We start from the raw sequence: 25,730 nt of genomic DNA on the forward strand, positions 1-25,730 counted from the left end.
TCAGTGCTTCATATGCCTCTTGGTGTGCCGGGTCGGCGCCGTATTGGCGGGATCATCCGGCCACACGTGTTTGGGATAGCGTCCCTTCATCTCTTTCTTTACATCCAGGTAGGATCCGGCCCAGAAGGCGGCCAGATCCCGGGTGACCTGTAAGGGTCGCCGGGCCGGAGACAAGAGCTCCAGCACCAGCGCGACCCGGCCGCGCGCCAGCTCGGGCGTGGCAGACTGGCCGAACATTTCCTGCAGCCGCACCGGCAGCACGGGATCCTCGTCTTCCCGATAGCGAATACTGGCCCTGGTCCCCGTGGCCAGTTCGATAGCCGCTGGTAGCAGGGTATCCAGCAATTGCCGTTGTGACCAGTCCAGCCGGCTCTTGAAAATACCGACCCAATCGAGCCTGGACAGCTCTTCCCACCGTCCCAGCCCCGTAAGATAGGGCAACAACCAGTGTTCCGCCTCGGCCAGCCAGCGGCTTTCGTCACAGGATTCGAAGCCGCAATCGGCCAGTTTTTGTCCGGCCAGCTTCAATCTGAGCCAATATTGCTGGCTTGCCTCATCCAGTGGCAAGGCCGACCAGCCGCGCCGTACCAGCTCTTCCAGCAGACAACGAGCCCGCTGCTCGGGACTGATCTTGTTCAAGGGCGAGCGCTGCAATATCAGGCCGCCGAAGCACCACTGGCGTTCGGCCCGCACCCGGTTGGCGTCGTTATCCCACTCCAGATGCTCCCGCTCGCCGAAACGCTCGGGCACAAACTGCTGCAACTGCTCCAGGCTGACCGGTTCCGCCGCCTGGATAAAGACCCCTCGCTCGCCCCGCCCCAGCGCCGCCATCACCAGCATCGGCTTGCCGAGCAGCGGGCTGCCCTGAGGCAGGTCCGCGCTCAGACCGCCGGCCAGACCATAACGGCTTTGCTGACGCAGCAGACCAACCCATTCGGATCTGGCGTTGGCCAGCAAGGGCCCCAGATACTGGCCCGAGGGCGCACTTTCGTCCTGCTTCAGCCGTTTGAACCAACGCCGGGCCGCCGGTTTCAGCCGTCCCTGACGCGCCAGCAGCTGCCCCGACAAGGGGCCATTGTCCCAGCGCCCCTCATCCAGCAGGGCCACCAGATAAACGGCGTCGGCCAGGGCTCCGGTTCGGCCCTGCCGTTGCCACTCTTGCGCCGTCAACAGCAGCTGCCCCAGCCAGGGCTCTGTACCCAGCTGCCAGACCCGACGACCAAGCGGCGTGAGCTGTGCGCCGGTCAGCAAGCCCAGGCTGGCGAGCTGACTGCGGGCCGCCGCCAGCAGAGGCGAGGGCGGCGGCGTCAGCAAGGGCAACTGCTCGGGTTCGGCGCCCCAGGCGGCGCATTCCAGCACGAAACTCGCCAGGTCACTCTGTTCTATTTCCGCCGGTCGCCGGGGCGCCAGCCGCTCCTGTTGTTCCTGACTCCACAGCCGCAGACAGGCGCCGGGCTGCAAGCGCCCGGCCCGGCCCGCTCGCTGGGTGGCCGAGGCCTGGCCAATCTGGCGGCTGTGCAACCGGGTAATGCCGGACTGGGGCTCGAACTGAGCCTGTCGCTCCAGTCCCGAGTCCACCACTATGCTGATGCCGTCGATGGTAAGCGAGGTCTCCGCCACATTGGTGGCCAGCACCACCTTGCGTCGTCCGGGTTCGGCGGGGGCAATGGCCGCCTGCTGTTCGGCCAGCGTCAAGCGGCCATAAAGCGGCCTGAGCTCGACCTCCGTGCCTGTTTTGCCGTTCAGCCAGTCCTGGGTGCCACGAATGTCCCGCTCACCGGGCAGAAAGGCCAGCACGCTGCCATCAAAACGATCCAGCGCCGTCAGTATGGCCCGCCCCATGGCCTCATCCAGCCGGCTGTGCTGATTACGGGGCTGATATTCCAGCGTCACCGGAAAACTGCGCCCGGCGCTCTGCACCAGGGCCGCCTCGGGCAGCAGGCTGTCGAGCGCCAGCCCCTCCAGGGTGGCGGACATCACCATGATTTTGAGATCTTCACGCAGCGCCTGGCATTCCAGGGCGAAGGCCAGCGCCAGATCCGCCTGCAGGCTGCGTTCGTGAAATTCGTCGAAGACAAGCAGCCCGACGCCGTCCAGCTCAGGATCGGCCTGCAGCATACGGGTCAGCACCCCCTCTGTGACCACCTCCAGCCGGGTGTCTTTGCCGACCCGGCTTTCACCGCGCATGCGATAGCCGATGCGGCCACCCGGCGTTTCGCCCAGCTGCGTCGCCAGATACTGGGCTATGGTGCGTGCGGCCAGCCGTCGGGGCTCCAGCATGATGATGCGGCCCCGGATCTCGGCCTGCTCCAGCAACCATAATGGCAACCAGGTGGATTTACCGGCGCCGGGCGGCGCTTCGATGATGATCTGGGACGCCGTCAGCGCCTGCTGTAACCGGGGCAGGGCCTCGACGATGGGAAGCTGGTTCACGTGATTACCTGAGTGAGCGAAAACGGCTATATTGTGCCAAAAGCCCCGGAGAAGAACTACGATATTGCACATGGACACATCACGGTTGTTTCTGGCCTTTCCCGCCGACGAGCCGGCTCCGGCCCTGAGTCGGTTGCAGAACAGTCTGGGGCTGTCCGGACGACGGATACCGGCCAGCCAGTTTCACCTGACCCTGCGCTTTCTCGGGCCACTGACCCCGATACAATCCGGATCCTTGCTGAAACAACTGTCGCAGATACGGCTGACCGCCTTCGAACTGGAGCTGGACAGGCTAGGCTGTTTTCCTCGGGCCAGGGTGGTCTGGATAGGCCCTTCTCGGGTTCCCTCCGCCCTCTCGGCGCTATCCGATGAGCTGGCCGCACGTTGTGCCGCCCTTAAGCTGGGGCCGCCTCACAGAGCCTTTCGGCCGCATATCACCCTGTTCCGCCACGACAGCACCCAGGAACTGCCGCCGATCGCTCCCATCCGCTATCGTCCCTCGCGGCTGTGCCTCTACAGCTCCACCCTGAGCGAGCAGGGCCCCAACTACCATATTCTGCAATCCTGGCCACTGACAGAGGGTGAGGGGTGAGAGTGAGGGGGTGCATCCTCCCCCTCACACCCCATGCTTCATATGAACTTCAAACGGCAATGGCTGTACCAGCTGCATGCCGTCGGGGCTGATCTCGGCCCGCCAGGCCAGGCATTCCACCCCCGCCGCCAGCGCCTCGGCCACCAGGGCACCATAGGCCGGATCCAGGTGACTGGCCGGGCTGACCCGTTCGATGCCGGTATGCAGCACGCAGAACAACAGTACTGCCCTGTGCCCGTTATTCACGCAGTCGATCAGCTCCCGCACATGCTTCTGCGCCCTGAGACTCTCGGTATCCGGAAAATAGCCCCGCCCCGCCTCCCCCTCATCCAGCAGGGTCACGCTCTTGACCTCTACATAACAGTCCGGCTCAAGGCCACCGCTCAGCAGAAAGTCGATCCGGCTGCCTTCGTTGCCGTAACGGACTTCGGCTCTGATATCGGCATATTGCGCCAGCGGTGGGATACGCTTCCGCGCCAGCGCCTCGGCCACCAGCTGGTTGGCCCGGCCGGTGTTGACACAGATGAAGTCTCCGCGCCGGTTTTCGACCAGTTCCCAGGTATGAACATATTTACGTTTTGGGTTGTCTGATGTAGAGAAATACACGGTCCAGCCCGGCTCGGCACAGCCGGTCATCTTGCCGGTATTGGGGCAATGTATGGTCAGCGGTGCCTCGGGTGAAGTGCCCTGCTCGGGTGAAGCGCCCTGATAGATAACATCGGCCAGAAAGCGCTTGTAACGCCGGACCAGTTGGCCACGGCACAAAGAAGAGGAAAACTGCACGATAGTACCTATAGTTCATAAATAGAAATTCATACATAGAGTTCGATAGTAATCGGTATCACGGCCCCGACTCGACTCTTGAAAATGCCATTCCTCATCCCCATATGGAGGGCTCACCAGGAAGCTGCCGCTCTTTATGACCCGGACCACTCAACCTGAATCATGTCAGAAAAAGTGCTCATGGTCGTATTTAAGGGCCGATTTTCGCAGAAACAGCAATGCAAAATTGCCTTGCCAATATGCTTTCTGCTATAGATAGCCGCTTCTTAACATTGGTTAGCGCAATATTGCTTTTTAGGAGATACGGAATGCCAGCAGTCGAAACCAAAAAATCTCTCGGTATTCTGGCCATTGCCGGTGTTGAGCCCTACCAGGCGAAGCCCGACGAAGAATACATGAACGATGCGCAAAAAACGCATTTTCGCAAAATTCTGGGTGCCTGGCGCAATCAGTTGCGCGAAGAAGTGGATCGCACCATGGGCTACATGAAAGACGAAGCAGCCAACTTCCCCGATCCGGTGGACAGGGCCGCTCAGGAAGAGGAATTCGCGCTTGAACTGCGCGCCCGGGATCGGGAACGCAAGCTTATCAAGAAGATCGAGAAAACCCTGCAGAAAATCGAAGAAGACGACTTCGGCTATTGCGAGCACTGCGGCGTGGAAATCGGTATCCGCCGACTGGAAGCGCGTCCTACCGCCGATCTGTGCATCGACTGCAAGACCCTGGCCGAGATCAAGGAAAAACAGATGGCCGGTTACTAAACCGTCCCGGCTACCATGAACACGACCGCGCCCACCCGCTACCTTGGGCGCTTTGCCCCCTCGCCCAGCGGCCCCCTTCACTTCGGCTCTCTGATAGCCGCCCTCGGCAGCTATCTGCAAGCCAGAAGTCATCGGGGGCAATGGTTGCTGCGTGTCGAAGATCTGGATCCGCCTCGGGAAGTTCCCGGGGCGGCCGATGCCATATTGCGCACCCTGGATGCCTTTGGCCTGCACTGGGATGGCACTGCCGTGTATCAGAGTCAGCGACTCGATGCCTACCGGGCCGTGCTGGACGATCTGGCCCGACGCGGGCTGACTTATCACTGTCATTGTACCCGCAAGATGATAAGCGAAGCCGGTGGCTTTTATCGCGGCCATTGTCGTGATCTTGCTTTACCGGCCGAGCACGCGGCCCTCCGACTGGTCATGGACCAGCCGGTTTACGGCTTTCATGACCGGCTGCAGGGGGACATCACTGTGCCCATCGCCCTGGCCGAAGAAGACTTTATCGTGCGCCGTCGCGACGGGCTCTACGCCTATAATCTGGCGGTGGTGGTCGACGATGCCGAGGCGGGCATTACCGAGGTGGTACGGGGTGCCGATCTGCTCGATCCCACGGTGCGCCAGATTGCACTTTACCGGATGCTGAATGCACCGGAACCCGGGTGGCTGCATCTGCCGCTGGCGCTGTATTCGGGCCATAAACTGTCCAAGCAGAATCACGCCCCGGCACTGGATGACCGGCAGCCGGGCAAGGCGCTCTGGCATGCGCTGCGTTTTCTCGGACAAGCCCCCCCACCGGCACTTTTTGGCGCCGGAGCGGCCGAACTACTGCACTGGGCCTGCCGTCACTGGCGTCTGGATCGGGTGCCCGGCAGACCAAATATCGAGCTGAAGTGCGCAGACAGTTCGCATTTTCAGCGCCCTGCGCTATTATAGTGCGCCGATTTTTTTAGCTTAAGGCCTTGCGAGGTGTCCTATTTTTTCCCAGATTGCTGGCTTTTGTAGAAAGCTGCTTACCCGACAACAGGAGGCGTTGCCATTGCAACCCGTGGTGCTGAAGCGCGACCAACATGGTATTTCGCGCCGACAAATCAGTGAAAACGCCCTCAAAGTACTGTATCGCCTGAACAAGGCGGGCTTCGATGCCTACCTGGTCGGTGGTGGTGTGCGTGACTTGCTGCTGGGTCGCCAGCCCAAGGATTTCGATGTCTCCACCAACGCCACCCCTGAACAGATCAAGCAGCTTTTCAGCAACTGCCGCCTGGTGGGTCGCCGTTTTCGCCTGGCCCATGTGCTGTTTGGTCGCGATGTGATCGAGGTGGCCACCTTCCGCGGCCACCATCATCAGGTCAATACCAACAAAAACGTCTCGTCCCAGTCTTCCGAAGGCATGCTGCTGCGCGACAATGTCTATGGCACCATCGAAGAAGACGCAGAGCGCCGCGACTTTACCGTTAACGCCCTCTATTACAATATTGCCGATTTCAGCGTGGTCGGCTTTGCCAATGGCATCAAGGATCTGGAAGCTCGTCGTCTGGAACTGATCGGTGACCCGGAAACCCGCTACCGGGAAGACCCGGTGCGCATGATCCGGGCGGTCCGTTTTTCCGCCAAGCTGGGTCTGACCATCAGCCCCCGCACGGAAGCGCCCATTCACAACCTGGCGCCGCTGCTGGCCGACATTCCCCCGGCCCGATTGTTCGAAGAAACCCTCAAGCTGTTTCTTGCCGGCCACGGTCTGGAAACCTATCGTCAGTTGCAGCAATACGGCCTCTTTGCGCCGCTGTTTCCGGAAGCCGCCGAGGTGATGGGCACGGGCAAGAATCGCTACGGTCGCTTTATCGAGCTGGCGCTGACCAATACCGATGAACGTATCGCCCAGGAGATGCGGGTGACCCCGGCCTTCCTGTACGCCGCCCTGCTGTGGGGGCCGGTGGAAACCCGCACCCAGGCCTTCATGAATGAAGGCGGCCTGAACCATTACGACGCTTTCATGCTGGCGACCGATGATGTGCTGGGTCGACAGGTGAAAACCGTCGCCATTCCTCGTCGTTTCAGCTCGGTGGTCCGCGATATCTGGCAACTGCAGGATCGTCTCACCAAGCGCAGCGGCAAGCGACCGCACCGTCTGCTCGAGCATCCCAAGTTCCGCGCCGGCTACGACTTCTTGCTGCTGCGTGCCGAACTGGACCCGAGACTCAAGGAGCTGGCCGAATGGTGGACCGATTTTCAGGTCGCCAATCCGGTCGAGCGGCACCCGCAGGCCCGGAGCACACAAGATCGCCCTGCCACGGCCAGCGAGTCCGAACCGCGCAAGCCCCGCAAGCGGCCGCGTCGTCGTCCGCGTCGGAAAAAAGACGCGTGACCCCCGTCTTTGTCGCCCTCGGCGCCAACCTGGGCGAACCGCTGGCACACATCAGGGCGGCTCAGCTCGCCCTGGCCTCGCTGGCCACACCGGGCAGCCTGCGGCATTCGCCGCTGTACCGGAGTCTGCCCATGGGGCCGGCGGATCAGCCGCCCTATATCAACGGGGTATCGATGTTTGATACCCGACTCGAGCCACATGAGCTGCTGGATGCGTTACAACGCATAGAGCAGGCCCACGGCCGGGTACGCAAGGAAGAACGCTGGGGGCCGCGCACCCTGGATCTGGACATGCTGCTCTATGGCGAACGCCACATAGAAGATGAACGGCTGACGGTCCCCCACTATGGCATGAAGCAACGGGAATTTGTGCTTTACCCGCTGGCGGATCTGGCCCCGGGCCTGATACTGCCTTGCGGCACTCCCCTGGCCCGGCTGCTGCAACAGTGCCCGGTCAACAGCATGACCCGACTGCCCCCGCAGTAAAGGAATCACTCATGAATAAAATCACCACGGCGCACCTGCTGGCGATGAAACAGGCCCGGCAGAAAATCGCCATGATCACCGCCTACGATGCCACCTTTGCCCAGCTGTTCGAACAGGCCGGCGTGCATGCCATTCTGATCGGCGACTCGCTCGGCATGGTGCTGCAGGGTGAAGACAGCACCCTCAAGGTGACGGTCGGGGATATCGCCTATCACACCAGATCTGTGGCCAATGGCTGTAAAAAATCGCTGATCGTCGCCGACATGCCGTTCATGAGTTACAGCAATCCGGAGCAGGCCTGTGCCAGCGCCGCCGCCCTGATGCGGGCCGGTGCCCACATGGTCAAGCTGGAAGGCGGCGACTGGCTGACCGAGACCGTCACCCAGCTGACCCGACAGGGCATTCCGGTGTGCGGACACCTGGGCCTGACCCCGCAATCGGTACATGTGTTCGGCGGCTTCAAGCTGCAGGGCCGCGAGACCGAGCAGGCCGAGCAAATCAAACGCCATGCCGGGGCGCTGGAAGCCGCCGGCATTCAACTGCTGGTGCTGGAATGCGTGCCAAGCCGGCTTGCCGCCGACATCAGCCAGATGCTGAGCATACCGGTCATCGGCATCGGTGCCGGTGCCGATACCGACGGTCAGGTGCTGGTCATGCAGGATGCCCTGGGGCTCACCAGCGGCTATGTACCCAGGTTTACCAAGAACTTCCTGGCCGATAACGGCAACGTCAGAGCCGCCATCGAAGCCTATGTGAGTGATGTGATCGAGGGCCGCTTCCCGGGCCCGGAACACAGTTTCAACTGAGGACAGACAATGCAGTTGGTCAGCACCCTGGATGAATTAAGAGCCGTCATCAACGGCTGGCGCCGTCACGGCGAGCGTATCGGCTTCGTACCCACCATGGGCAATTTGCACCAGGGGCACCTGGAGCTGGTCAAGCAGGCCAGACACCGCTGCGATCGCGTCGTGGTCAGTATCTTCGTCAACCCGCTGCAGTTCGACCGGGCCACCGATCTCGACGCCTATCCGCGCACCCTGGAGCAGGACTGCGAGCGGCTGGGTGAACAGGCGGATATCGTCTTTACGCCCACGCCGGCGCTGATGTACCCGAACGGTCAGCAGCAGCAAACCCGGGTCGCGGTACCCGGCATCGCCGAAGTGCTGGAAGGTGCCCTGCGCCCGGGTCACTTCGACGGTGTCAGCACTGTCGTATGCAAGCTGTTCAACCTGGTACAGCCGGATCTGGCCTGTTTCGGCGAAAAAGACTACCAGCAGCTGGCGCTGATCCGTAAAATGACCGCCGATCTGAATATGCCGGTCGAGATCCTGGGCGTGCCCACGGTACGCGCCGAAGACGGCCTGGCACTGAGTTCCCGCAACGGTTATCTGACCGATGCCGAACGTGCTCAGGCCCCCGAGCTTGCCGCCACCATGAACTGGCTGGCCGGTCGCCTGGCCGACGGCGAACGGGATATTGAACACCTGGCAGCAGCAGGCAGTGCTCGGCTGAACGACGCCGGTTTTCGCACCGACGGCATCGATATCGTCGATGCGGACAGCCTGCTGCCGTTAACAACGCAGAGTCGGGCCGTCGTCATCCTGATGGCCGCCTTTCTCGGCAAGGCCCGACTGATAGACAATAAAGTCGTGCCCCTGAAGTGACACTCAGCTGTCGCCAGGGAGGAGCCTGATTCCTCTTCTGTGTGCCGGCACCGAACCAGTAAGCCCTCGAGGCAGTAGTAAAAATGGAGACAAGATAACAATGGACATGCAACGCATTATGCTCAGAGGCAAGCTGCACCAGGCCCGGGTCACCCACGCCGAGCTGAACTACGAAGGCTCCTGCGCCATCGATCAGGACCTGCTGGACGCGGTCAATATCCGCGAGTACGAGCAGATCGACATCTACAACATCGAAAACGGCGAGCGCTTTCATACCTACGCCATTTCCGGCGAACGTGGCTCCAGGATGATCTCGCTGAACGGCGCCGCCGCCCGCAAGGCCGCCGTGGGCGACCGCATCATCATCTGCGCCTATGCACCGATGAGCGAGCAGCAGATCGAAAGCTACGATCCCAATCTGGTGTATCTGGATGCGGACAACAACATAGTACGCACCAGCAAGAACATCCCCCTGCAGTTGGCCTGATCGCCACCATTACCCGCAGGTAACAGAAAAAAGGCAGCCAGTTGGCTGCCTTTTTTCATTCAGGTGCGTAATCCACGCCCGGTGTGGATCAGATACCAGGCCAGCCCGTAGAACAGGGCGATAAAGCCGATGATGATGCCATAGGCCACGGTCAGCGGCACATCACTGATACCCAGAAAGCCGTAGCGGAAGGCGTTCACCATATAGAGCACCGGATTGGCGTGAGAAACGGCCTGCCAGAACTCGGGCAACAGATTGATGGAGTAGAAAACCCCGCCCAGATAGGTCAGCGGCGTCAGTATGAAGGTCGGAATGATGCTGATGTCGTCGAAGCTGCGGGCAAAAATGGCGTTGAGCAGCCCCGCCAGCGAGAACAGCACCGAGGTCAGAAACACGGTGAAGATGACGCTGAACAGGTGGCTTATCTGCAGGTCGACAAAAAACAGCGACACCAGGCTGACGATAAATCCCACCAGCAGGCCCCGCACCACGCCGCCGCCCACATAGCCGGCGATGATCACATAGGTCGGCACCGGCGCCACCAGCAGCTCTTCCACGTTGCGCTGAAACTTGCTGCTGAAGAACGACGAGGCCACGTTGGAATAGGAGTTGGTGATCACCGACATCATGATCAAACCCGGTACTATGAAGGCCATGTAGGAATGACCGCCCATCTCGCCGATACGGCTGCCGATCAGGTTGCCGAAAATCACGAAATACAGGGTCATGGTGATGGCCGGCGGCACCAGGGTCTGCACCCAGATCCGGGTAAAGCGTACGATTTCCCGGTGCAATATGCTGTTGAAAGCAACGTAATAGTGTTTTCCGCTCATGCTGTCGCTCTCCCCTGCTCCACCAAGGTGACAAATAATTCTTCCAGTCGGTTGGCTTTGTTACGCATACTCAGCACCCGAATACCCTGCTCGTTGAGCTGGGCAAAGACGCCGTTCAACCCCTGATCTTTCTTTACTTCCACTTCAAGGGTGTGATCGTCCAGCAACTGCCAGTTGAAACCGGACAGAAAGGGTTCGCGGCAGTCGGTAGCCAGGTCCAGAATAAAGGTTTCCACGTTGAGTTTGCCGAGCAACCTCTTCATGCTGGTGTTCTCGACCAGGCGCCCCTTGTCGATGATGCCGATATTCCGGCACAGCATCTCCGCTTCTTCCAGATAGTGGGTAGTCAGTATGATGGTAATCCCCTGCTCGTTGATATCCTTGAGAAAATCCCACATGGCCCGGCGAATTTCGATATCCACCCCGGCGGTCGGCTCATCCAGAATCAATAGCTTGGGCTCGTGCATCAGCGCCCGGGCTATCATCAGTCGTCGCTTCATGCCACCGGACAGGGTGCGGGCAGGAACATCACGCTTGTCCCACAGATCCAGCTGCTTCAGGTAGCGTTCTGCACGGATCTTGGCCTCTTTACGCTCAACCCCGTACAGGCCGGCCTGGTTGACCACTATCTGGCCGACTTTTTCAAACTGGTTGAAGTTGAACTCCTGAGGCACCAGCCCAATCTGGGTCTTGGCCTGATTCAGCTGAGTATCGATATCGAAACCGAAGACCTTTACCTTGCCGGCCGTCTTGTTCACCAGAGAAGAAATAATACCTATGGTGGTGGATTTACCCGCCCCGTTGGGGCCGAGCAGGGCATAAAAATCGCCCTTGTTGACTGTTAGATTTATGCCTTTCAAGGCTTCTACACCACCGGTGTAGGTCTTGCGCAGGCCATCAATCTCCAGTGCTTTGGTCATTATTGGCTCCATAGAAAAAAGACCCGAGGCAGGTAACGGGCAGAAGCCCGTCGTCCCGATCCCGGGCAGACTTAGCGAGTAAGCAAGAATACTTAATCGAGCGGTATCACCTTGCCGATATAGGGCAGGTTGCGATAAAGCTGGGCATAATCGATGCCGTAGCCAACCACGAAATCGTCGGGAACGGTAAAGCCGATCCAGTCTACCGGCACCTCCACTTCGCGCCGCTCGGGTTTGTCGAGCAGGGAGCAGATGGTCAGTGAGGCCGGGTTGCGCAGCGACAGTATTTCCTTGACCTTGCTCAGGGTGTAGCCGGTATCGATGATGTCTTCGACGATCAACACATGCTTGCCGTGGATTTCGTCGTCCAGATCCTTGAGGATCCTCACGTCGCGGTTGCTTTCCATGCTGCTGCCGTAGCTGGAAGCGGTCATGAAATCGAGCCGTACCGGCAGGGTAAGCTGACGACACAAATCGGCCATAAACACACAGGAGCCGCGCAGTAATCCGACCATCACCAGCTCGTCAACTCCCCGATAATGAGCGTTGATCTGCTCGCCCAGGGCCTGGATCCTGGCGGTTACTTCATCGGTGCTGATCAGGACTTCTACTCTGTGTTTCATTGTTTAGCTCCGTTGGGCCTGACATGCCCGACTGTGATTAAAGCGGTATTCTAACGGAATTCTCGCTTATCTTCATATCCGGCGTGAGGGGTGAATGGTCACTTATGGCCGTAACCCCAGCGTGGCACCAGCTCCTGCTCCACCTCGAGGTGATCCAGAATACGCGCCACCATGAAATCGACCAGATCCGCTATGGTGCGCGGCTGATGATAAAACCCGGGTGAGGCCGGCATTATGGTCACGCCCAGACGCGCCAGCTTGAGCAGATTTTCCAGATGCAGCGCCGAAAAGGGCGACTCTCGCGGCACCAGGATCAACTGGCCCTTTTCCTTGATCACCACATCGGCGGCGCGCTCGATCAGATTGTCGGACGCGCCACTGGCGATGGACGCCACCGTCCCCATGGAGCAGGGGCAAATCACCATGCGCCGGGGGGCACCCGAGCCGGAAGCCACCGGCGAAAACCACTCTTCCTTGCCATAGACTTGCAACTGCTCCGCCGCCGCCTGATAACGCTCGCTCAGCAGGGCCGCCACTTGTTCCGGCTTGCCCGGCCACTGCTCGCCTTCTTCGGTGGCCAGTACCACTCGCGCGGCGCTGGACACCAAAAGGTGCACCTGGATGCCGGCGGCCAGCAGCCGCCCCAGCAGCGCCAGCGCATAGGGGGCGCCGGACGCGCCGGACAGGGCCAGGGTTATTTGTCGATGACGCGGGTATTTATGCGCAGACATGAGCCGCCTCCAGTGCCTGCAGCAGCCGATCGTGAATGCCGCCGAAGCCGCCGTTGCTCATCACCAGTATCTGATCGCCCGGCTGCGCCGCCTCGACCAGGGCGGAAATCAGCACGTCCAGCTCCTCGAACATCCGTCCCCGGGGGCAGGCATCGGCCACCGCCGCCAGATCCCAGTTCAGGCCCGGGGGCCGGAACAGATAGGTCTGATCCGCCGCTTGCAGCGAGTCTGCCAGGGGCTGCTGATGCACCCCCATCTTCATGGTGTTGGAACGGGGCTCCAGCACCGCCAGTACCCGGCCGGCGGCTTGCGCCTTCACCCGAGCCCTGAGCCCGGTCAGGGTCCATTCGATGGCAGTGGGGTGATGGGCAAAATCGTCCCATACCCGAATGCCGGCCACCTCGCCTTTCAGTTCCATCCGTCGCTTCGGCGACACGAACAGGCATAGCGACTTGATGGCTTCCGCCACCGGCACCCCCGCATGACGGGCCGCCGCCAGCGCCATCAGGCCGTTGTGCACGTTATGCAGGCCGATACAGCCCCAGCGCACCTCGCCCATCGGTTTGCCGTCGAGCAGCACCATAAAGTGCCCGCCATCGGCTTGCAGGGGCTCGGCCTGCCACAGACCCTCTTCACCCAGATATTCCACCTCGCTCCAGCACCCCATGGCCAGCACCTGGTCCAGCGCCGGTGTGCGGGTGGGCACCAGCACCCGGCCATGGCCGGGTACCATCCGCAACAGATGATGAAACTGCCGCTGGATAGCCGCCAGATCGTCGAAAATATCGGCATGATCAAACTCGAGATTGTTGAGGATCAGGGTGCTGGGGCGATAGTGGACAAACTTGGATCGCTTGTCGAAGAAGGCGCTGTCGTATTCGTCGGCCTCGATCACGAAGAAGGGCGCCTCGCCCAGGCGGGCGGACACCTCGAAGTTGCCGGGCACGCCACCGATCAGAAAGCCGGGCGCCAGGCCGCAGTCTTCCAGGATCCAGGCCAGCATGCCGGCGGTGGTGGTTTTGCCATGGGTGCCGGCCACCGCCAGCACCCAGCGATCCTGCAGCACATGCTCCAGCAGCCACTGGGGGCCCGAGGTATAGGGAATGCGACGATCCAGCACCGCCTCCACACAGGGGTTGCCCCGGCTCATGGCATTGCCCACCACCACCAGATCCGGCGCCGGATCCAGCTGGGCGGGATCGTAGCCTTCAATCAGTGCTATGCCCTGCGCTTCAAGCTGGGTGCTCATCGGCGGATAGACATTGGCATCGCTGCCGGTGACGCTATAGCCCAGCTGTTTGGCCAGTACCGCCAGCCCGCCCATGAAGGTGCCGCAAATACCGAGAATATGAATGTGCATAAAATGCCCTTGGCTACTGTATTGCACGCATTCTAACAATCCGCCGTCGCTTTGGGCACTTGTATGGTGATCTGTGCGACAGCGGTTATAATGTGCGCCCGGTAACCGTTAACCATTTGTATAACAGATGTCCCCCGGCAAGGGTGATAAACTCGGTTATCAACTCGGTTATCAACCCGTCACAGACAACACTAAAGGAAACGTCATGAGCCTGAACCAGGTACCGGCCGGAAAGAGCCTGCCCGAAGATATCTATGTAGTGATCGAGATCCCGCAGAATGCCGATCCCATCAAATATGAAGTAGATAAAGACACAGGGGCGATTTTTGTCGACCGTTTCATGTCTACCCCCATGTTCTATCCCTGCAACTACGGCTACGTAAACCAGACTCTGTCTCTGGACGGTGACCCGGTTGACGTACTGGTACCCACGCCGCACCCGCTGGTGCCCGGCTCCGTGATCCGCTGCCGCCCGGTGGGCGTACTGAAGATGACCGACGAGTCCGGTGAAGACGCCAAGATAGTGGCGGTGCCGCACAGCAAGCTGACCAAGGAATACGACCATATTCAGGACGTCAACGACCTGCCCGAGCTGCTCAAGGCCCAGATCAAGCACTTCTTCGAGCGCTACAAGGAGCTGGAAGCCAACAAATGGGTGAAAGTGGAAGGCTGGGAAGATAAAGCCTCGGCCGTTGCCGAGATCATCAGCTCCGCCGAGCGTTACAACCAGGCCTGATTGCCTGCTGGTGACAAAACGTAAAAAGAGCACTTCGGTGCTCTTTTTTTATGCCGGCGACGAACGCCGCAGACAGCAGATATTGCGAACGGAACCCGGCCTGCGGGGCTTATTCCATGATGGCGATGATGGTCGCCAGTATTCCCAGGCTTGAGAGATAAGCGACCAACAGAAGCAACCTGCCCATGCCGGGTTTACCTTTCAGAATTTGTTGCATGAACATCCGGCGCTCCTTTCAAAATACAGGAATTAATTTTAACACAACAGCAACATGGTTAACAATGGGGGGTCTATCAATACTAAAACGGCGAATGTCGAAAAGCGTGAGGCGAGGGGTGAGGCGAACCAGTTAATCCGGTGCGACTCTGCAGCCGCACCTTATTCCTGATCCTTGATGGAGCATTTCTTCAGGCGTACTGTTCTTGCCCGAGTTCGGTGTCGGGCCGGGGATTGAACCAGGCCAGAGAGTCGGCCAATGCCGCCACCTCGCCAATCACCATCAGAGAGGGGCTGACCACCTGCTCCGCCAGGGCACCCAGCTCCCTGAGTTCACCGCGTACCACCCGCTGCTGCGCCGTGGTGCCGCGTTCGATCAGCGCCACCGGGGTGGCGGCATCCAGGCCCTGTTCGATCAACCGCTGCTGAATATGCGCCGAGCGCATCAGCCCCATGTAGATCACCAGGGTCTGGCGACTGCGGGCCAGCGAGGCCCAGTCCGGCTCCTTGCCGTCTTTTTTGCAGTGACCCGTGATGAAGACCGCACTCTGGGCATGATCTCTGTGGGTCAGGGGAATACCCGCATAGGCGGTGGCACCGGCGGCGGCGGTAATACCCGGCACCACCTGATAGCGAATGCCGGCGGCTTTGAGGGTCTGCAGCTCTTCGGCGCCGCGACCGAACATGAAGGGATCGCCCCCTTTCAGCCGCACCACCCGCTTGCCGGCCTGGGCCTGCTCCACCAGCAACCGATTGATTTGATCCTGGGGTACGCTGTGATGACCGGCTTTCTTGCCCACCGAGATCAACTCGGCCTCGGGGCGGATCAGCGCCAGTATCTCTTCCGACACCAGTTGATCGAACAGCACCACCTCGGCTTTCTGCAATTCGTTCAGGGCCTTGACGGTCAGCAAGTCCGGATCACCGGGGCCTGCCCCCACCAGAATGACTTCTCCGGTCTGGGGCGCCTGCATCTCCTGCTCTATTTCTTGCTGCAGCCACAGCTCGGCAGCGGCCAGGTTGCCCTGCTTCAGAAAGGCATTCAGGGTCGAATCGTCCTGGGTTCGGGCCCAGAACCGACGCCGTGCATCGCTGCTGCTCAGCGTCCGCTTGACCTTTTGTCGCACTTTTCCCGCCACCTGGCTGAGCTGACCCCAGTGTTTCGGCAGCAGGGCATCCAGCCTGGCCCGCAACAGACGCGCCAGCCAGGGCGCATCGCCACCGGTGCTGAAGGCCACCTGTATCGGCAGACGCTCGATAATGGAAGGAAAGATCACCGCCGAGCGCTTGCTGTCGTCGGCCTTGTTGACCAGCAGGCCACGCCGATTGGCGAGCTGATAGACACGGGCGTTGACCTCGCTGCTGTCGGTCGCGGCCACCACCAGAAACTGGTCGTCGAGGTCGCTTTCGGAAAACACAGCGTTCTGCCAGACAAACTGCCCCTGCAGCTGCTGCAACTCGGGAGAAAGCGCGGGGGCCACGACCGTGACCCGGGCCCCCCGCGCCAGCAGCACCCGGACCTTGCGGGCCGCCACGGCACCACCACCCACCACCAGACAAGGGCGTTGCTTGATTTTGATAAACAGGGGCAGATGTTCCATGGCCGGCTCCGTTGATGCATTGAGATAGAACGACTATAAACAGAAATGACTAGCGCACAAAAGAATATAAAATGACTTTTTATGCCAAACTGGAATTAAGGAGGCGGGAGCGGTCAAGGATAAGGGATAAAGAAGCACGGCCGACCGGTGCCGGCCCGTGCTGTTCGGTCAGATACCGCTGCCGTCTGACTCGGGGGTTTCATGCAGGCCGCATTCACGCTTCAGGCCATTGAAGCGGGTATCGGCTTCGTTCATGCCCGGCTCCCACCTGGTGGTGGTATGCACATCGCCGACCGAGACATAGCCCTGCTCCCACAAGGGATGATACGGCAGATCGAATTCCTTGAGGTAGTAGTGAACGTCCTTGTTGCTCCAGTCGATGATCGGCAGAAACTTGAACAAGCCGTTCTGCAGCCCCAGCACCTGCAGCTTGCCGCGGGTATCGGACTGGCTGCGGCGCAGGCCGGAAAACCAGGTGCCGGCCTGCAGATCGCGCAGGGCACGCTGCATCGGCTCCACCTTGTTGAGCTGGTTGTAGCGGCTGATGCCCTCGACGCCCTGCTCCCACAGCTTGCCGTAACGGGCCTCCTGCCAGGCCGCCGAGCTGGCGGCCCGATAGACCTTGAGGTTGAGCCCCAGCCGCTCGGTCAGTTCGTCGATGAAACGATAGGTTTCCGGAAACAGATAGCCGGTATCGGTGAGGATCACCGGTATGTCGGCCTTCTCCTGGGTCACCAGATGCAGCATCACCGCCGCCTGAATACCGAAACTGGAGGAGAGCACCGGCTCCCCTTCCAGATTATCCAGCGCCCAGCGCACCCGCTCGGCGGCCGTCATGGCCGCCAGTTGCCGGTTCAGGGGAGCCAGTGACTCCTCCTGTTCCAGCCGGGACAACCGGTTCAGCTCATCCAGGCTGGGCAACAAACTAGAGACCATTGTTGCTGTCATAAAAATCCCTCGCTGAGTCTATCACCGGCGCTATGATGCCGGCCCGGATCACGAAGTCACCGAAGCCTTCGCCCGCTTCCCGCTCGGTCGCCCAGCGACCGATAAGGCCGTCTATCTCTTCCAGGATCTGGGCGTCGGTGATGTTTTCCCGGTACATGCGCGGAATGCGGGTACCTTCCCGGTTACCGCCCAGGTGCAGGTTGTAGCGCCCCGGCGCCTTGCCCACCAGACCAATTTCGGCCAGCATGGCCCGGCCACAGCCGTTGGGGCAACCGGTGACCCGGAAGATGATGTTTTCATCGGCCACGCCATGTTTGGCCAGCAGGCCTTCGATGTCGGTGACATAGGCGGGCAGCATACGCTCCGCTTCGGCCATCGCCAGCGGACAGGTCGGCAGCGCCACACAGGCCATGGAGTTCTTGCGCTGCTCGGATACACCCTCTTCCAGCAGACCGTGTTCCCGTGCCAGCCGCTCGATTTGAGCCTTATCCTCGGCGGCCACGCCGGCGATGATCAGGTTCTGGTTGGCGGTCAGGCGGAAGTCGCCCTTGTGCACCCTGGCAATCTCGCGCATGCCGGTCTTCAGCGACTTGCCCGGATAATCCAGCAGACGGCCGTTTTCGATAAACAGGGTCAGATGGTGCTTGCCATCGATGCCTTCCACCCAGCCGAAACGATCACCGCGTTCGGTAAATTCATAGGGACGGGTGTCGGCAAACTTGATACCGGCCCGCTTCTCGACTTCCGCCTTGAACACCTCGACCCCGACCCGTTCCAGGGTGTATTTGGTCTTGGCGTTCTTGCGATTGCTGCGGTTACCCATGTCGCGCTGGGTGGTCACCACGGCGGCGGCGACTTCCAGGGTGTGCGACAGGGGTATGAACCCGAAGTCGGTGGCCTTGCGCGGATAGGTGGCGTTGTCGCCGTGGGTCATGGCCAGACCACCACCCACGAGCACGTTGAAGCCCACCAGCTTGCCGTTGTCGGCGATGGCGATGAAGTTCAGGTCATTGGCGTGCACGTCCACGTCGTTCTGCGGCGGTATCACTACCGTGGTCTTGAACTTGCGCGGCAGGTAGTTGGAGCCGAGGATGGGCTCTTCGTCCGGGGTATCCAGCCGCTCGCCGTCCAGCCAGATTTCGGTGTAGGCACGGGTCTTGGGCAGCAGGTGCTCGGAGATCTTCTTGGCCCACTCGTAGGCTTCCTGATGCAACTCGGACTCGACCGGATTGCTGGTACAGAGCACGTTACGGTTGACGTCGCCGGCGGTGGCGATGGAGTCGATGCCGGTGCTGTTCAGCAGCTGGTGCATGTGCTTGATGTCACGCTTGAGCACGCCGTGAAACTGAAAGGTCTGGCGGGTGGTCAGGCGAATGCTGCCGTAAATGCTGCTCTCTTCGGCAAACCGGTCGATCACCAGCCACTGCTCGGGGGTGATGATACCGCCGGGCAGGCGGGCACGCAGCATGACGTTGTGCAGGGGCTCCAGCTTCTGGGCGGTACGCTCGTTGCGGATATCGCGATCGTCCTGCTGATACATGCCGTGAAAGCGGATCAGCTGGAAGTTGTCGCCGTTGAAGCCACCGGTCAGTTCGTCCTGCAGATCCTGCGCTATGGTGCCGCGCAGAAAGTGGCTCTCGCGCTTGAGGCGCTCGTTGTCGGACAGTTTTTGTTCGCTCATCAGTAAACATCCCTCTGGTAACGCTTGGCGCTGCGCAGCGCATCGATATAGTCTTCGGCCTGCTCACGGCTCTTGTTGCCGTGCTCGGCCACCAGTTCGATCAGGGCCTCGTGTACGTCTTTGGCCATCTTGTTAGCATCGCCACACACATAGAAGTGGGCACCCTGCTCCAGCCAGGCATACACTTCGGCACCCTGTTCGCGCAGTTTGTGCTGAACGTAGACCTTTTCCTGCTGATCCCGGCTGAAGGCCAGCGAGATTTTGTTGAGCAGGCCGGACTTGACGTAACGCTGCCATTCGGTCTGATAGAGGAAGTCCTGGGTAAAGTGCGGATTACCGAAGAACAACCAGTTCTGGCCCGCCGCCTCCCGGGCTTCCCGCTCCTGTATGAAGGCGCGGAAAGGCGCTATGCCGGTACCGGGACCCACCATGATCACCGGGGTGTCGTCGTTGGCCGGCAGGCGGAAATTGTCGTTGTGCTCGACAAAGACCCGTACCTGGCCGCCTTCTTCCAGTCGATCCGACAGGAAGGAAGAAGCACCGCCGGCACGGGCTTCGCCGTCCTGCTCGAAACGCACCACGCCCACGGTCAGATGCACCTCATCTTCCACTTCCGCCTGAGACGAAGCAATGGAGTAGAGGCGCGGGGTCAGGCGACGCAGGGCCCCCTGCAGCTGCTCGGCGGTGAGGCTGGCAGGCTGCTCCCGAACTATGTCCAGGATCTGGTGGTTGGCGCAATATTCGCGCAGGGCCGCCTTGTCTTCCAGCAGCGCCTTCAGTTTCTCGCTGTCAGACCATTCGGCATAGGCCTGCACGAAGCTGGCGTAACCCTGGGTCAGCTCGTAGTGGTTGACCAGCGCCTCGCGGAGGCTGAGCGACTCGTCACCCACCTTGACCGGGGTCTCGGGCGCCAGTTCCACCAATGCCAGCAGGGCATCGACCAGGCTTTCGTCGTTGCTGAACCAGATACCCAGGGCATCGCCGGGCTGGTAGCTCAGATCCGAGCCGTCGAGCGAGATCTCGAAATGACGGATATCCTTGTCGGAATCCCGGCCGGTGATCTTCTGATTGGTCACCAGCTCGGCAGCAAAGGGGTTCTTCTTGTTGTACAGGCTGGCCGCACCCTGAGTCAGAGGCACCACCGGAGCTGCTTCATTGGCGGCCTCCAGCTGCAGCGCATCCTTTACCAACGCAACCACAGACTGGCTCCAGCTCTCGGCGGCCGCATCGTAGTCCACGTCGCAATCGAGCCTGCCCAGTAAAGGAGTCGCCCCGGCCTTGCTCAGGTATTCGTCGAAGTCCTTGCCGGTCTGGCAGAAAAACTCGTAGGAAGAGTCGCCCAGTCCCAGCACACCGTAGTGCAGACCGTCCAGCTTGCCGGCCTTGCCGGCTTTCAGTTGCTTGTGGAACTCGATGGCATCATCGGGCGCCTCCCCCTCACCATTGGTGCTGGCGACGATCAGAACATGGGTCTCTTTCTTGAGCTGCTTGATCTTGTAATCGGCTGCGTTGAACAGATCGACCGCCACACCACTGGCACTGGCCTGAGCCTTGAGTGCTTCGGCCACGCCCTTGGCGTTACCGGTCTGAGAGGCATAGATAATGGTCAGCTTGCCGGCAGGCTGTGCGGCCGCCGCCGGTACGGAAACGCCGCCCTGCTGCTGGCTGATGCCGTAAAAATAACCGCTGACCCAGGCCAGCTGAGTCGCACTCAACTCGGCTGCCACCTGAGTAAGCTTATGGACTTGCTGTTCGTTGAGCGGGCTGGCAGACGCCGCGAGTTCCTTTAAAAGCATGACATTCACTTCCACTTTTCCAGATTGCTTACAGCTTAAGCCAAGGCAAGGATAAACAATAAAGAATAAAAGATGATTTTTTATACTTTAAAGGCATAACCAGGCGAACCGCCGAGCTGAAAGCAGCGTCGCTGCCAACATATTGCACGAATGTAGTCGCGTGCTTCAGCCGCGAAATCCTGCGCAGCAGGATCTGACGCACAGGTCCAACCCAGAGCCGTGATTGGTTATCGTTATAGGGTGAGATATGCAGTATCGGAGCAAAGATATCGCGACGCGATATTGCAGGATGTGGCTACGCCACATTGCGAAGCTGAAGCATCGCCTACAGCAGTGCCTACATATGGCACCATTCTGTAGTCGCAGCTTCAGTCGCAAAATCCTGCCAAAAAAAAAGGCCCCCTTGCGGGAGCCCTTGTCTTATCAGCGAGTCGAGATAACTTTATTCTTCGTTGCTATTCTTCGTTGCCGCCGGCCGCGTTCAGCAGGTTGGCCAGGTTCTGTTCGGCTTCGTCAGCCGATACCGTCATCGGCTGTTCCGGATTGCGGTTGGCATGGCGGCCCTGATGGTAGGCGAAACCGGTACCGGCAGGTACCAGGCGGCCCACAATCACGTTTTCCTTCAGGCCGCGCAGATCATCTACCTTGCCGGAGACGGCTGCTTCGGTCAGCACTCGGGTGGTTTCCTGGAAGGACGCCGCCGAGATGAAGGATTCGGTGCTCAGAGAGGCCTTGGTGATACCCATCAGCACGTGACGGAAGACCACAGGCTGTTTGCCCTCGGCTTCCAGTGCACGGTTGGCCTGACGGATACGGACCACTTCGGCCTGTTCACTGGTGATGAAGTCGGAGTCACCGGCATTCAGGATCTCGGCACGACGCAGCATCTGACGCACTATGGTCTCGATGTGCTTGTCGTTGATCTTAACGCCCTGCAGACGGTAAACCTCCTGTACCTCGTTGACGATATAGTTCGCCACCGGGCTGATACCGCGCAGACGCAGAATATCGTGGGGAGATTCGGGACCGTCGGCCAGTACTTCGCCTTTTTCGACCTTTTCACCTTCGAACACGTTGAGGTGACGCCATTTCGGAATCATCTCTTCGTAGGCATCGCCACCTTCCAGCGGGGTAATGACCAGACGGCGCTTGCCTTTGGTCTCTTTACCGAAGGAAATGGTGCCGGACACTTCGGCCAGAATGGCCGGTTCTTTCGGCTGACGGGCTTCGAACAAGTCGGCAACCCGCGGCAGACCACCGGTGATGTCCTTGGTACCACTGGATTCCTGCGGGATACGCGCAACCGCGTCACCCACGTTCACCACGGCGCCATCTTCCAGGCTGACGATGGCGCGGCCAGGCAGGAAGTAGAGAGCAGGCAGGTCGGTACCGGGAATGAATACATCCTTGCCGTTGTCGTCAATCAGTTTAACGGTCGGACGCAGCTCCTTACCGGAGCTCGGACGCTCGTTGACATCCATCACCACTATGCTGGACAGACCGGTCAGTTCGTCGGTCTGACGGCTGATGGTCACGCCGTCGATCATGTCGATGAACTTGATGTGGCCCGCCACCTCGGTCACGATCGGGTGGGTGTGCGGATCCCAGGTCGCGACCAGCTGGCCAACCTGCACGGTTTCGCCGTCTGCCTTGTCCAGCAGGGCACCATAGGGCAGCTTGTGGTTTTCCCGGGTCTGACCCATCTCGTCGATGATATTCAGTTCGGAAGAACGCGACACGATAACGGTCTTGCCATCGGCATTGGTAACGAACTTGGCGTTCTGCAGCTTGACGGTACCGGCGTTTTTCACCTGGATACTGTTTTCTGCCGCCGCCCGCGAGGCCGCACCACCGATGTGGAAGGTCCGCATGGTCAGCTGGGTACCGGGTTCACCGATGGACTGAGCGGCGATAACACCGACCGCTTCGCCCTGGTTCACCAGATGGCCACGGGCCAGGTCACGACCGTAACAGTGGGCACAGACGCCATGGTCGTTATCACAGGTAATAACGGAGCGTACCTTGACCCGGTCGACGGAGTTTTCTTCCAGCTCGTCACACCACTTCTCGTCGAGCAGAGTGTTACGGGCAACCATGATTTCGTCTTCGGTACCCGGCTTGATCACGTCTTCCGCAACCACGCGACCCAGCACCCGCTCGCGCAGGGGCTCGACCACGTCACCACCTTCAATCAGGGAGGTGATCCACAAGCCATTCAAGGTGCCACAGTCGTCGGTCGTGATCACCAGATCCTGGGCCACGTCGACCAGACGACGAGTCAGGTAACCGGAGTTAGCGGTCTTCAGTGCCGTATCCGCCAGACCCTTACGGGCACCGTGGGTCGAGATGAAGTACTGCAGTACGTTCAGACCTTCACGGAAGTTCGCGATGATGGGCGTTTCGATGATGGAGCCATCCGGCTTGGCCATCAGACCCCGCATACCCGCCAACTGACGGATCTGGGCGGCACTGCCTCGAGCGCCGGAGTCGGCCATCATGAAGATGCTGTTGAACGAATCCTGCAGCTCTTCTTTGCCGTCACGGTTGACCACCACGTCTTTCGACAGGTTTTCCATCATCGCCTTGGACACGCGCTCGTTGGCGCTGGCCCAGATATCGATAACCTTGTTGTAACGCTCACCGGCGGTAACCAGACCTGACTGGAATTGGTCCTGAATCTCGGTCACTTCCGCTTCGGCATCGGCAATGATGTCTTTCTTGGCATCCGGGATCACCATGTCGTTGATACCGACAGAGACACCGGACAGGGTGGCGTAATGGAAACCGGTGTACATCAGCTGATCGGCGAAGATAACGCAATCCTTCAGACCCAGACGACGGTAACAGCCGTTCAGCAGCTTGGAGATCTGCTTCTTGCCCATGGCCTGATCGATCAGCTCGAAGGGCATGCCCTTGGGCACGATCAGGGACAGGATGGCACGACCGACGGTGGTATCGTGGATGGCGGTACGCTCAACCATGTCACCGTTTTCCATTTTCTCGTAGTCGGTGATGCGCACCTTGACCCGGGCGTGCAGTTCGGCATGGCCGGCACGATAGACCTTTTCGGCCTCTTTCGCGCTGGTCAGCAACATGCCTTCGCCCTTGGCATTGATCCTGTCGCGGGTCATGTAGTACAGCCCCAGTACCACGTCCTGGGACGGCACTATGATGGGTTCGCCGTTGGCCGGTGACAGTATGTTGTTGGTGGACATCATCAGGGCACGGGCTTCGAGCTGGGCTTCCAGGGTCAGCGGTACGTGTACCGCCATCTGGTCACCATCGAAGTCGGCGTTATAGGCCGCACACACCAGGGGGTGCAGCTGAATCGCCTTGCCTTCGATCAGCACCGGCTCGAACGCCTGGATACCCAGACGGTGCAGGGTCGGTGCCCGGTTCAGCAGTACCGGGTGTTCGCGAATCACGTCGTCCAGGATATCCCAGACCACGGCTTCTTCGCGCTCGACCATTTTCTTGGCCGCCTTGATGGTGGTGGCCAGGCCGCGCGCTTCCAGTTTGCCGTAGATGAAGGGCTTGAACAGCTCAAGCGCCATCTTCTTGGGCAGACCGCACTGATGCAGACGCAGGGTCGGACCCACGGTAATAACGGAACGACCGGAATAGTCGACACGCTTACCCAGCAGGTTCTGACGGAAACGACCCTGCTTACCCTTGATCATGTCGGCCAGGGACTTCAGCGGGCGCTTGTTGGAGCCGGTGATGGCGCGGCCGCGACGACCGTTGTCCAGCAGTGCATCCACGGATTCCTGCAGCATGCGCTTTTCGTTGCGCACGATAATATCGGGCGCGGCCAGATCCAGCAGGCGCTTCAGACGGTTGTTACGGTTGATCACTCGACGATACAGATCGTTCAGATCCGAGGTCGCGAAACGGCCACCGTCCAGCGGTACCAGCGGACGCAGGTCCGGCGGCAGCACGGGCAGCACTGTCATGACCATCCACTCGGGCTTGTTGCCCGAGCCAAAGAAGGCTTCCATCAGCTTGAAGCGTTTGGTGATCTTCTTGCGCTTGGTTTCGGAGTTGGTCTGACCCAGCTCTTCGCGCATGGTGTTGATTTCGCTTTCCAGATCGATGTCGCGCAGCAAAGCCAGTACGGCTTCGGCACCCATCTTGGCGTCGAATTCATCACCCCATTCTTCCAGCGCATCCAGGTACTGTTCTTCAGACAGCATCTGGCTCCGCTCCAGGTTGGTCATACCCGGTTCGATAACGACGAAGGATTCGAAGTACAGTACCCGCTCGATGTCACGCAGGGTCATGTCCAGCAACAGGCCGATACGGCTGGGCAGGGACTTCAAAAACCAGATATGGGCAACCGGGCTGGCCAGCTCGATGTGACCCATGCGCTCACGGCGTACCTTGGTCTGGGTAACTTCGACGCCACATTTTTCGCAGATAACACCGCGGTGCTTGAGGCGCTTGTACTTACCGCACAGGCACTCATAGTCCTTGACCGGACCGAAAATCCGGGCACAGAAAAGGCCGTCACGCTCCGGCTTGAAGGTACGGTAGTTAATGGTCTCTGGCTTCTTGACTTCGCCATAGGACCAAGAGCGGATCATGTCCGGCGAAGCCAGACCGATTTTGATACCGTCAAACTCTTCGGTCTTATTCTGCGCTTTCAAAAACTTAAGCAAGTCTTTCACGTTAGTCTCCTGTGAGGAGTTCTACCTGGGCGCCCCACTCTCCCG

The 25,730-nt window shown here is 60.0% G+C and carries 21 protein-coding genes; 9 read left to right on the forward strand and 12 right to left on the reverse strand.

Going from position 1 to position 25,730, the window contains the following annotated elements; genetic code table 11:
- Nucleotides 1–2,433, reverse strand: a complete 2,433-nt coding sequence (hrpB, locus tag HNR62_RS11795; RefSeq protein ID WP_338044108.1) for an ATP-dependent helicase HrpB — start codon at nucleotides 2,431–2,433, stop codon at nucleotides 1–3.
- 70 nt (nucleotides 2,434–2,503) lie between these two features.
- On the opposite strand from hrpB, the gene thpR reads away from it, so the two are divergent.
- Nucleotides 2,504–3,025 carry an RNA 2',3'-cyclic phosphodiesterase gene (gene thpR, locus HNR62_RS11800; RefSeq protein ID WP_239552767.1) on the forward strand — a complete coding sequence of 174 codons (522 nt, stop codon included), beginning with the start codon at nucleotides 2,504–2,506 and terminating at the stop codon, nucleotides 3,023–3,025.
- A gap of 24 nt (nucleotides 3,026–3,049) precedes the next feature.
- Here the strand turns inward: thpR and sfsA are convergent, their stop codons facing one another.
- Entirely contained in the window at nucleotides 3,050–3,808 is a 759-nt protein-coding gene (gene sfsA, locus HNR62_RS11805; RefSeq protein ID WP_338044109.1) for a DNA/RNA nuclease SfsA, read from the reverse strand.
- Nucleotides 3,809–4,116: 308 nt separating this feature from the next.
- Here sfsA and dksA point away from each other — a divergent pair, with 308 nt between their 5' ends.
- The 7 genes from dksA (at nucleotide 4,117) to panD (ending at nucleotide 9,573) form a co-directional block, all read left to right on the forward strand.
- Entirely contained in the window at nucleotides 4,117–4,569 is a 453-nt protein-coding gene (dksA, locus tag HNR62_RS11810; protein WP_204796295.1) for an RNA polymerase-binding protein DksA, read from the forward strand.
- Nucleotides 4,570–4,584: 15 nt separating this feature from the next.
- Nucleotides 4,585–5,508: a tRNA glutamyl-Q(34) synthetase GluQRS gene (gene gluQRS, locus HNR62_RS11815; RefSeq protein ID WP_204796296.1), complete on the forward strand. Its 924-nt coding sequence runs from the start codon at nucleotides 4,585–4,587 to the stop codon at nucleotides 5,506–5,508.
- A gap of 73 nt (nucleotides 5,509–5,581) precedes the next feature.
- Nucleotides 5,582–6,937: a polynucleotide adenylyltransferase PcnB gene (gene pcnB / locus HNR62_RS11820; RefSeq protein ID WP_239552772.1), complete on the forward strand. Its 1,356-nt coding sequence runs from the start codon at nucleotides 5,582–5,584 to the stop codon at nucleotides 6,935–6,937.
- Complete coding sequence (gene folK / locus HNR62_RS11825; RefSeq protein WP_204796297.1) at nucleotides 6,934–7,422, forward strand: 2-amino-4-hydroxy-6-hydroxymethyldihydropteridine diphosphokinase; 489 nt, start codon at nucleotides 6,934–6,936, stop codon at nucleotides 7,420–7,422. Before pcnB ends, folK begins: the two co-directional genes overlap by 4 nt.
- 11 nt (nucleotides 7,423–7,433) lie before the next feature.
- Nucleotides 7,434–8,228: a 3-methyl-2-oxobutanoate hydroxymethyltransferase gene (panB, locus tag HNR62_RS11830; RefSeq protein WP_204796298.1), complete on the forward strand. Its 795-nt coding sequence runs from the start codon at nucleotides 7,434–7,436 to the stop codon at nucleotides 8,226–8,228.
- A 9-nt stretch (nucleotides 8,229–8,237) separates the two neighbouring features.
- Entirely contained in the window at nucleotides 8,238–9,086 is an 849-nt protein-coding gene (gene panC, locus HNR62_RS11835; RefSeq protein ID WP_204796299.1) for a pantoate--beta-alanine ligase, read from the forward strand.
- A gap of 100 nt (nucleotides 9,087–9,186) precedes the next feature.
- A complete protein-coding gene (gene panD / locus HNR62_RS11840) occupies nucleotides 9,187–9,573 on the forward strand; it encodes an aspartate 1-decarboxylase (RefSeq protein WP_476703923.1) in 387 nt (128 codons plus the stop codon).
- A gap of 59 nt (nucleotides 9,574–9,632) precedes the next feature.
- Here the strand turns inward: panD and HNR62_RS11845 are convergent, their stop codons facing one another.
- The 5 genes from HNR62_RS11845 to mpl form a co-directional block, all read right to left on the reverse strand.
- Nucleotides 9,633–10,406, reverse strand: a complete 774-nt coding sequence (locus tag HNR62_RS11845) for an ABC transporter permease (protein WP_204796300.1) — start codon at nucleotides 10,404–10,406, stop codon at nucleotides 9,633–9,635.
- Nucleotides 10,403–11,326 (reverse strand): ABC transporter ATP-binding protein, encoded by a 924-nt coding sequence (locus tag HNR62_RS11850; RefSeq protein ID WP_204796301.1) that lies wholly within the window; start codon nucleotides 11,324–11,326, stop codon nucleotides 10,403–10,405. Before HNR62_RS11850 ends, HNR62_RS11845 begins: the two co-directional genes overlap by 4 nt.
- Nucleotides 11,327–11,418: 92 nt before the next feature.
- Nucleotides 11,419–11,949: a hypoxanthine phosphoribosyltransferase gene (hpt, locus tag HNR62_RS11855; RefSeq protein WP_204796302.1), complete on the reverse strand. Its 531-nt coding sequence runs from the start codon at nucleotides 11,947–11,949 to the stop codon at nucleotides 11,419–11,421.
- Nucleotides 11,950–12,047: 98 nt separating this feature from the next.
- Complete coding sequence (locus HNR62_RS11860) at nucleotides 12,048–12,680, reverse strand: flavin prenyltransferase UbiX (protein WP_204796303.1); 633 nt, start codon at nucleotides 12,678–12,680, stop codon at nucleotides 12,048–12,050.
- Nucleotides 12,667–14,040: a UDP-N-acetylmuramate:L-alanyl-gamma-D-glutamyl-meso-diaminopimelate ligase gene (gene mpl, locus HNR62_RS11865; protein WP_204796304.1), complete on the reverse strand. Its 1,374-nt coding sequence runs from the start codon at nucleotides 14,038–14,040 to the stop codon at nucleotides 12,667–12,669. The genes HNR62_RS11860 and mpl overlap by 14 nt, the downstream gene beginning before the upstream one ends.
- Nucleotides 14,041–14,245: 205 nt before the next feature.
- Here mpl and ppa point away from each other — a divergent pair, with 205 nt between their 5' ends.
- Complete coding sequence (gene ppa / locus HNR62_RS11870) at nucleotides 14,246–14,776, forward strand: inorganic diphosphatase (protein ID WP_204796305.1); 531 nt, start codon at nucleotides 14,246–14,248, stop codon at nucleotides 14,774–14,776.
- A 407-nt stretch (nucleotides 14,777–15,183) separates the two neighbouring features.
- Here ppa and cysG read toward each other — a convergent pair whose 3' ends face one another.
- From cysG to rpoC, 5 genes are all read right to left on the reverse strand, one after another.
- Nucleotides 15,184–16,593: a siroheme synthase CysG gene (gene cysG / locus HNR62_RS11875; RefSeq protein WP_204796306.1), complete on the reverse strand. Its 1,410-nt coding sequence runs from the start codon at nucleotides 16,591–16,593 to the stop codon at nucleotides 15,184–15,186.
- 168 nt (nucleotides 16,594–16,761) lie between these two features.
- Nucleotides 16,762–17,541, reverse strand: a complete 780-nt coding sequence (locus tag HNR62_RS11880) for a phosphoadenylyl-sulfate reductase (RefSeq protein ID WP_239552768.1) — start codon at nucleotides 17,539–17,541, stop codon at nucleotides 16,762–16,764.
- On the reverse strand, nucleotides 17,519–19,222 hold the full coding sequence (gene cysI, locus HNR62_RS11885; RefSeq protein ID WP_204796307.1) for an assimilatory sulfite reductase (NADPH) hemoprotein subunit: 1,704 nt from the start codon (nucleotides 19,220–19,222) through the stop codon (nucleotides 17,519–17,521). Before cysI ends, HNR62_RS11880 begins: the two co-directional genes overlap by 23 nt.
- Nucleotides 19,222–21,018, reverse strand: a complete 1,797-nt coding sequence (locus HNR62_RS11890; RefSeq protein WP_204796308.1) for an assimilatory sulfite reductase (NADPH) flavoprotein subunit — start codon at nucleotides 21,016–21,018, stop codon at nucleotides 19,222–19,224. The genes cysI and HNR62_RS11890 overlap by 1 nt, the downstream gene beginning before the upstream one ends.
- Nucleotides 21,019–21,473: 455 nt before the next feature.
- Entirely contained in the window at nucleotides 21,474–25,685 is a 4,212-nt protein-coding gene (rpoC, locus tag HNR62_RS11895) for a DNA-directed RNA polymerase subunit beta' (protein ID WP_204796309.1), read from the reverse strand.
- Between the last annotated feature and the right edge of the window lie 45 nt (nucleotides 25,686–25,730).

It is taken from the genome of Oceanisphaera litoralis, from assembly GCF_016907015.1.
GTDB classification, from domain to species: Bacteria; Pseudomonadota; Gammaproteobacteria; order Enterobacterales; family Aeromonadaceae; genus Oceanimonas; species Oceanimonas litoralis.

What these genes read in the sequence shown, in the direction of transcription:
- thpR (WP_239552767.1), top strand. Translation starts at nt 2,504, where the DNA reads ATGGACACATCACGGTTGTTTCTGGCCTTTCCCGCCGACGAGCCGGCT.
- dksA (WP_204796295.1), top strand. Translation starts at nt 4,117, where the DNA reads ATGCCAGCAGTCGAAACCAAAAAATCTCTCGGTATTCTGGCCATTGCC.
- gluQRS (WP_204796296.1), top strand. Translation starts at nt 4,585, where the DNA reads ATGAACACGACCGCGCCCACCCGCTACCTTGGGCGCTTTGCCCCCTCG.
- panB (WP_204796298.1), top strand. Translation starts at nt 7,434, where the DNA reads ATGAATAAAATCACCACGGCGCACCTGCTGGCGATGAAACAGGCCCGG.
- panC (WP_204796299.1), top strand. Translation starts at nt 8,238, where the DNA reads ATGCAGTTGGTCAGCACCCTGGATGAATTAAGAGCCGTCATCAACGGC.
- panD (WP_476703923.1), top strand. Translation starts at nt 9,187, where the DNA reads ATGGACATGCAACGCATTATGCTCAGAGGCAAGCTGCACCAGGCCCGG.
- HNR62_RS11845 (WP_204796300.1), bottom strand. Translation starts at nt 10,406, where the DNA reads ATGAGCGGAAAACACTATTACGTTGCTTTCAACAGCATATTGCACCGG.
- HNR62_RS11850 (WP_204796301.1), bottom strand. Translation starts at nt 11,326, where the DNA reads ATGACCAAAGCACTGGAGATTGATGGCCTGCGCAAGACCTACACCGGT.
- hpt (WP_204796302.1), bottom strand. Translation starts at nt 11,949, where the DNA reads ATGAAACACAGAGTAGAAGTCCTGATCAGCACCGATGAAGTAACCGCC.
- HNR62_RS11860 (WP_204796303.1), bottom strand. Translation starts at nt 12,680, where the DNA reads ATGTCTGCGCATAAATACCCGCGTCATCGACAAATAACCCTGGCCCTG.
- mpl (WP_204796304.1), bottom strand. Translation starts at nt 14,040, where the DNA reads ATGCACATTCATATTCTCGGTATTTGCGGCACCTTCATGGGCGGGCTG.
- ppa (WP_204796305.1), top strand. Translation starts at nt 14,246, where the DNA reads ATGAGCCTGAACCAGGTACCGGCCGGAAAGAGCCTGCCCGAAGATATC.
- cysG (WP_204796306.1), bottom strand. Translation starts at nt 16,593, where the DNA reads ATGGAACATCTGCCCCTGTTTATCAAAATCAAGCAACGCCCTTGTCTG.
- HNR62_RS11880 (WP_239552768.1), bottom strand. Translation starts at nt 17,541, where the DNA reads ATGACAGCAACAATGGTCTCTAGTTTGTTGCCCAGCCTGGATGAGCTG.
- cysI (WP_204796307.1), bottom strand. Translation starts at nt 19,222, where the DNA reads ATGAGCGAACAAAAACTGTCCGACAACGAGCGCCTCAAGCGCGAGAGC.
- HNR62_RS11890 (WP_204796308.1), bottom strand. Translation starts at nt 21,018, where the DNA reads ATGCTTTTAAAGGAACTCGCGGCGTCTGCCAGCCCGCTCAACGAACAG.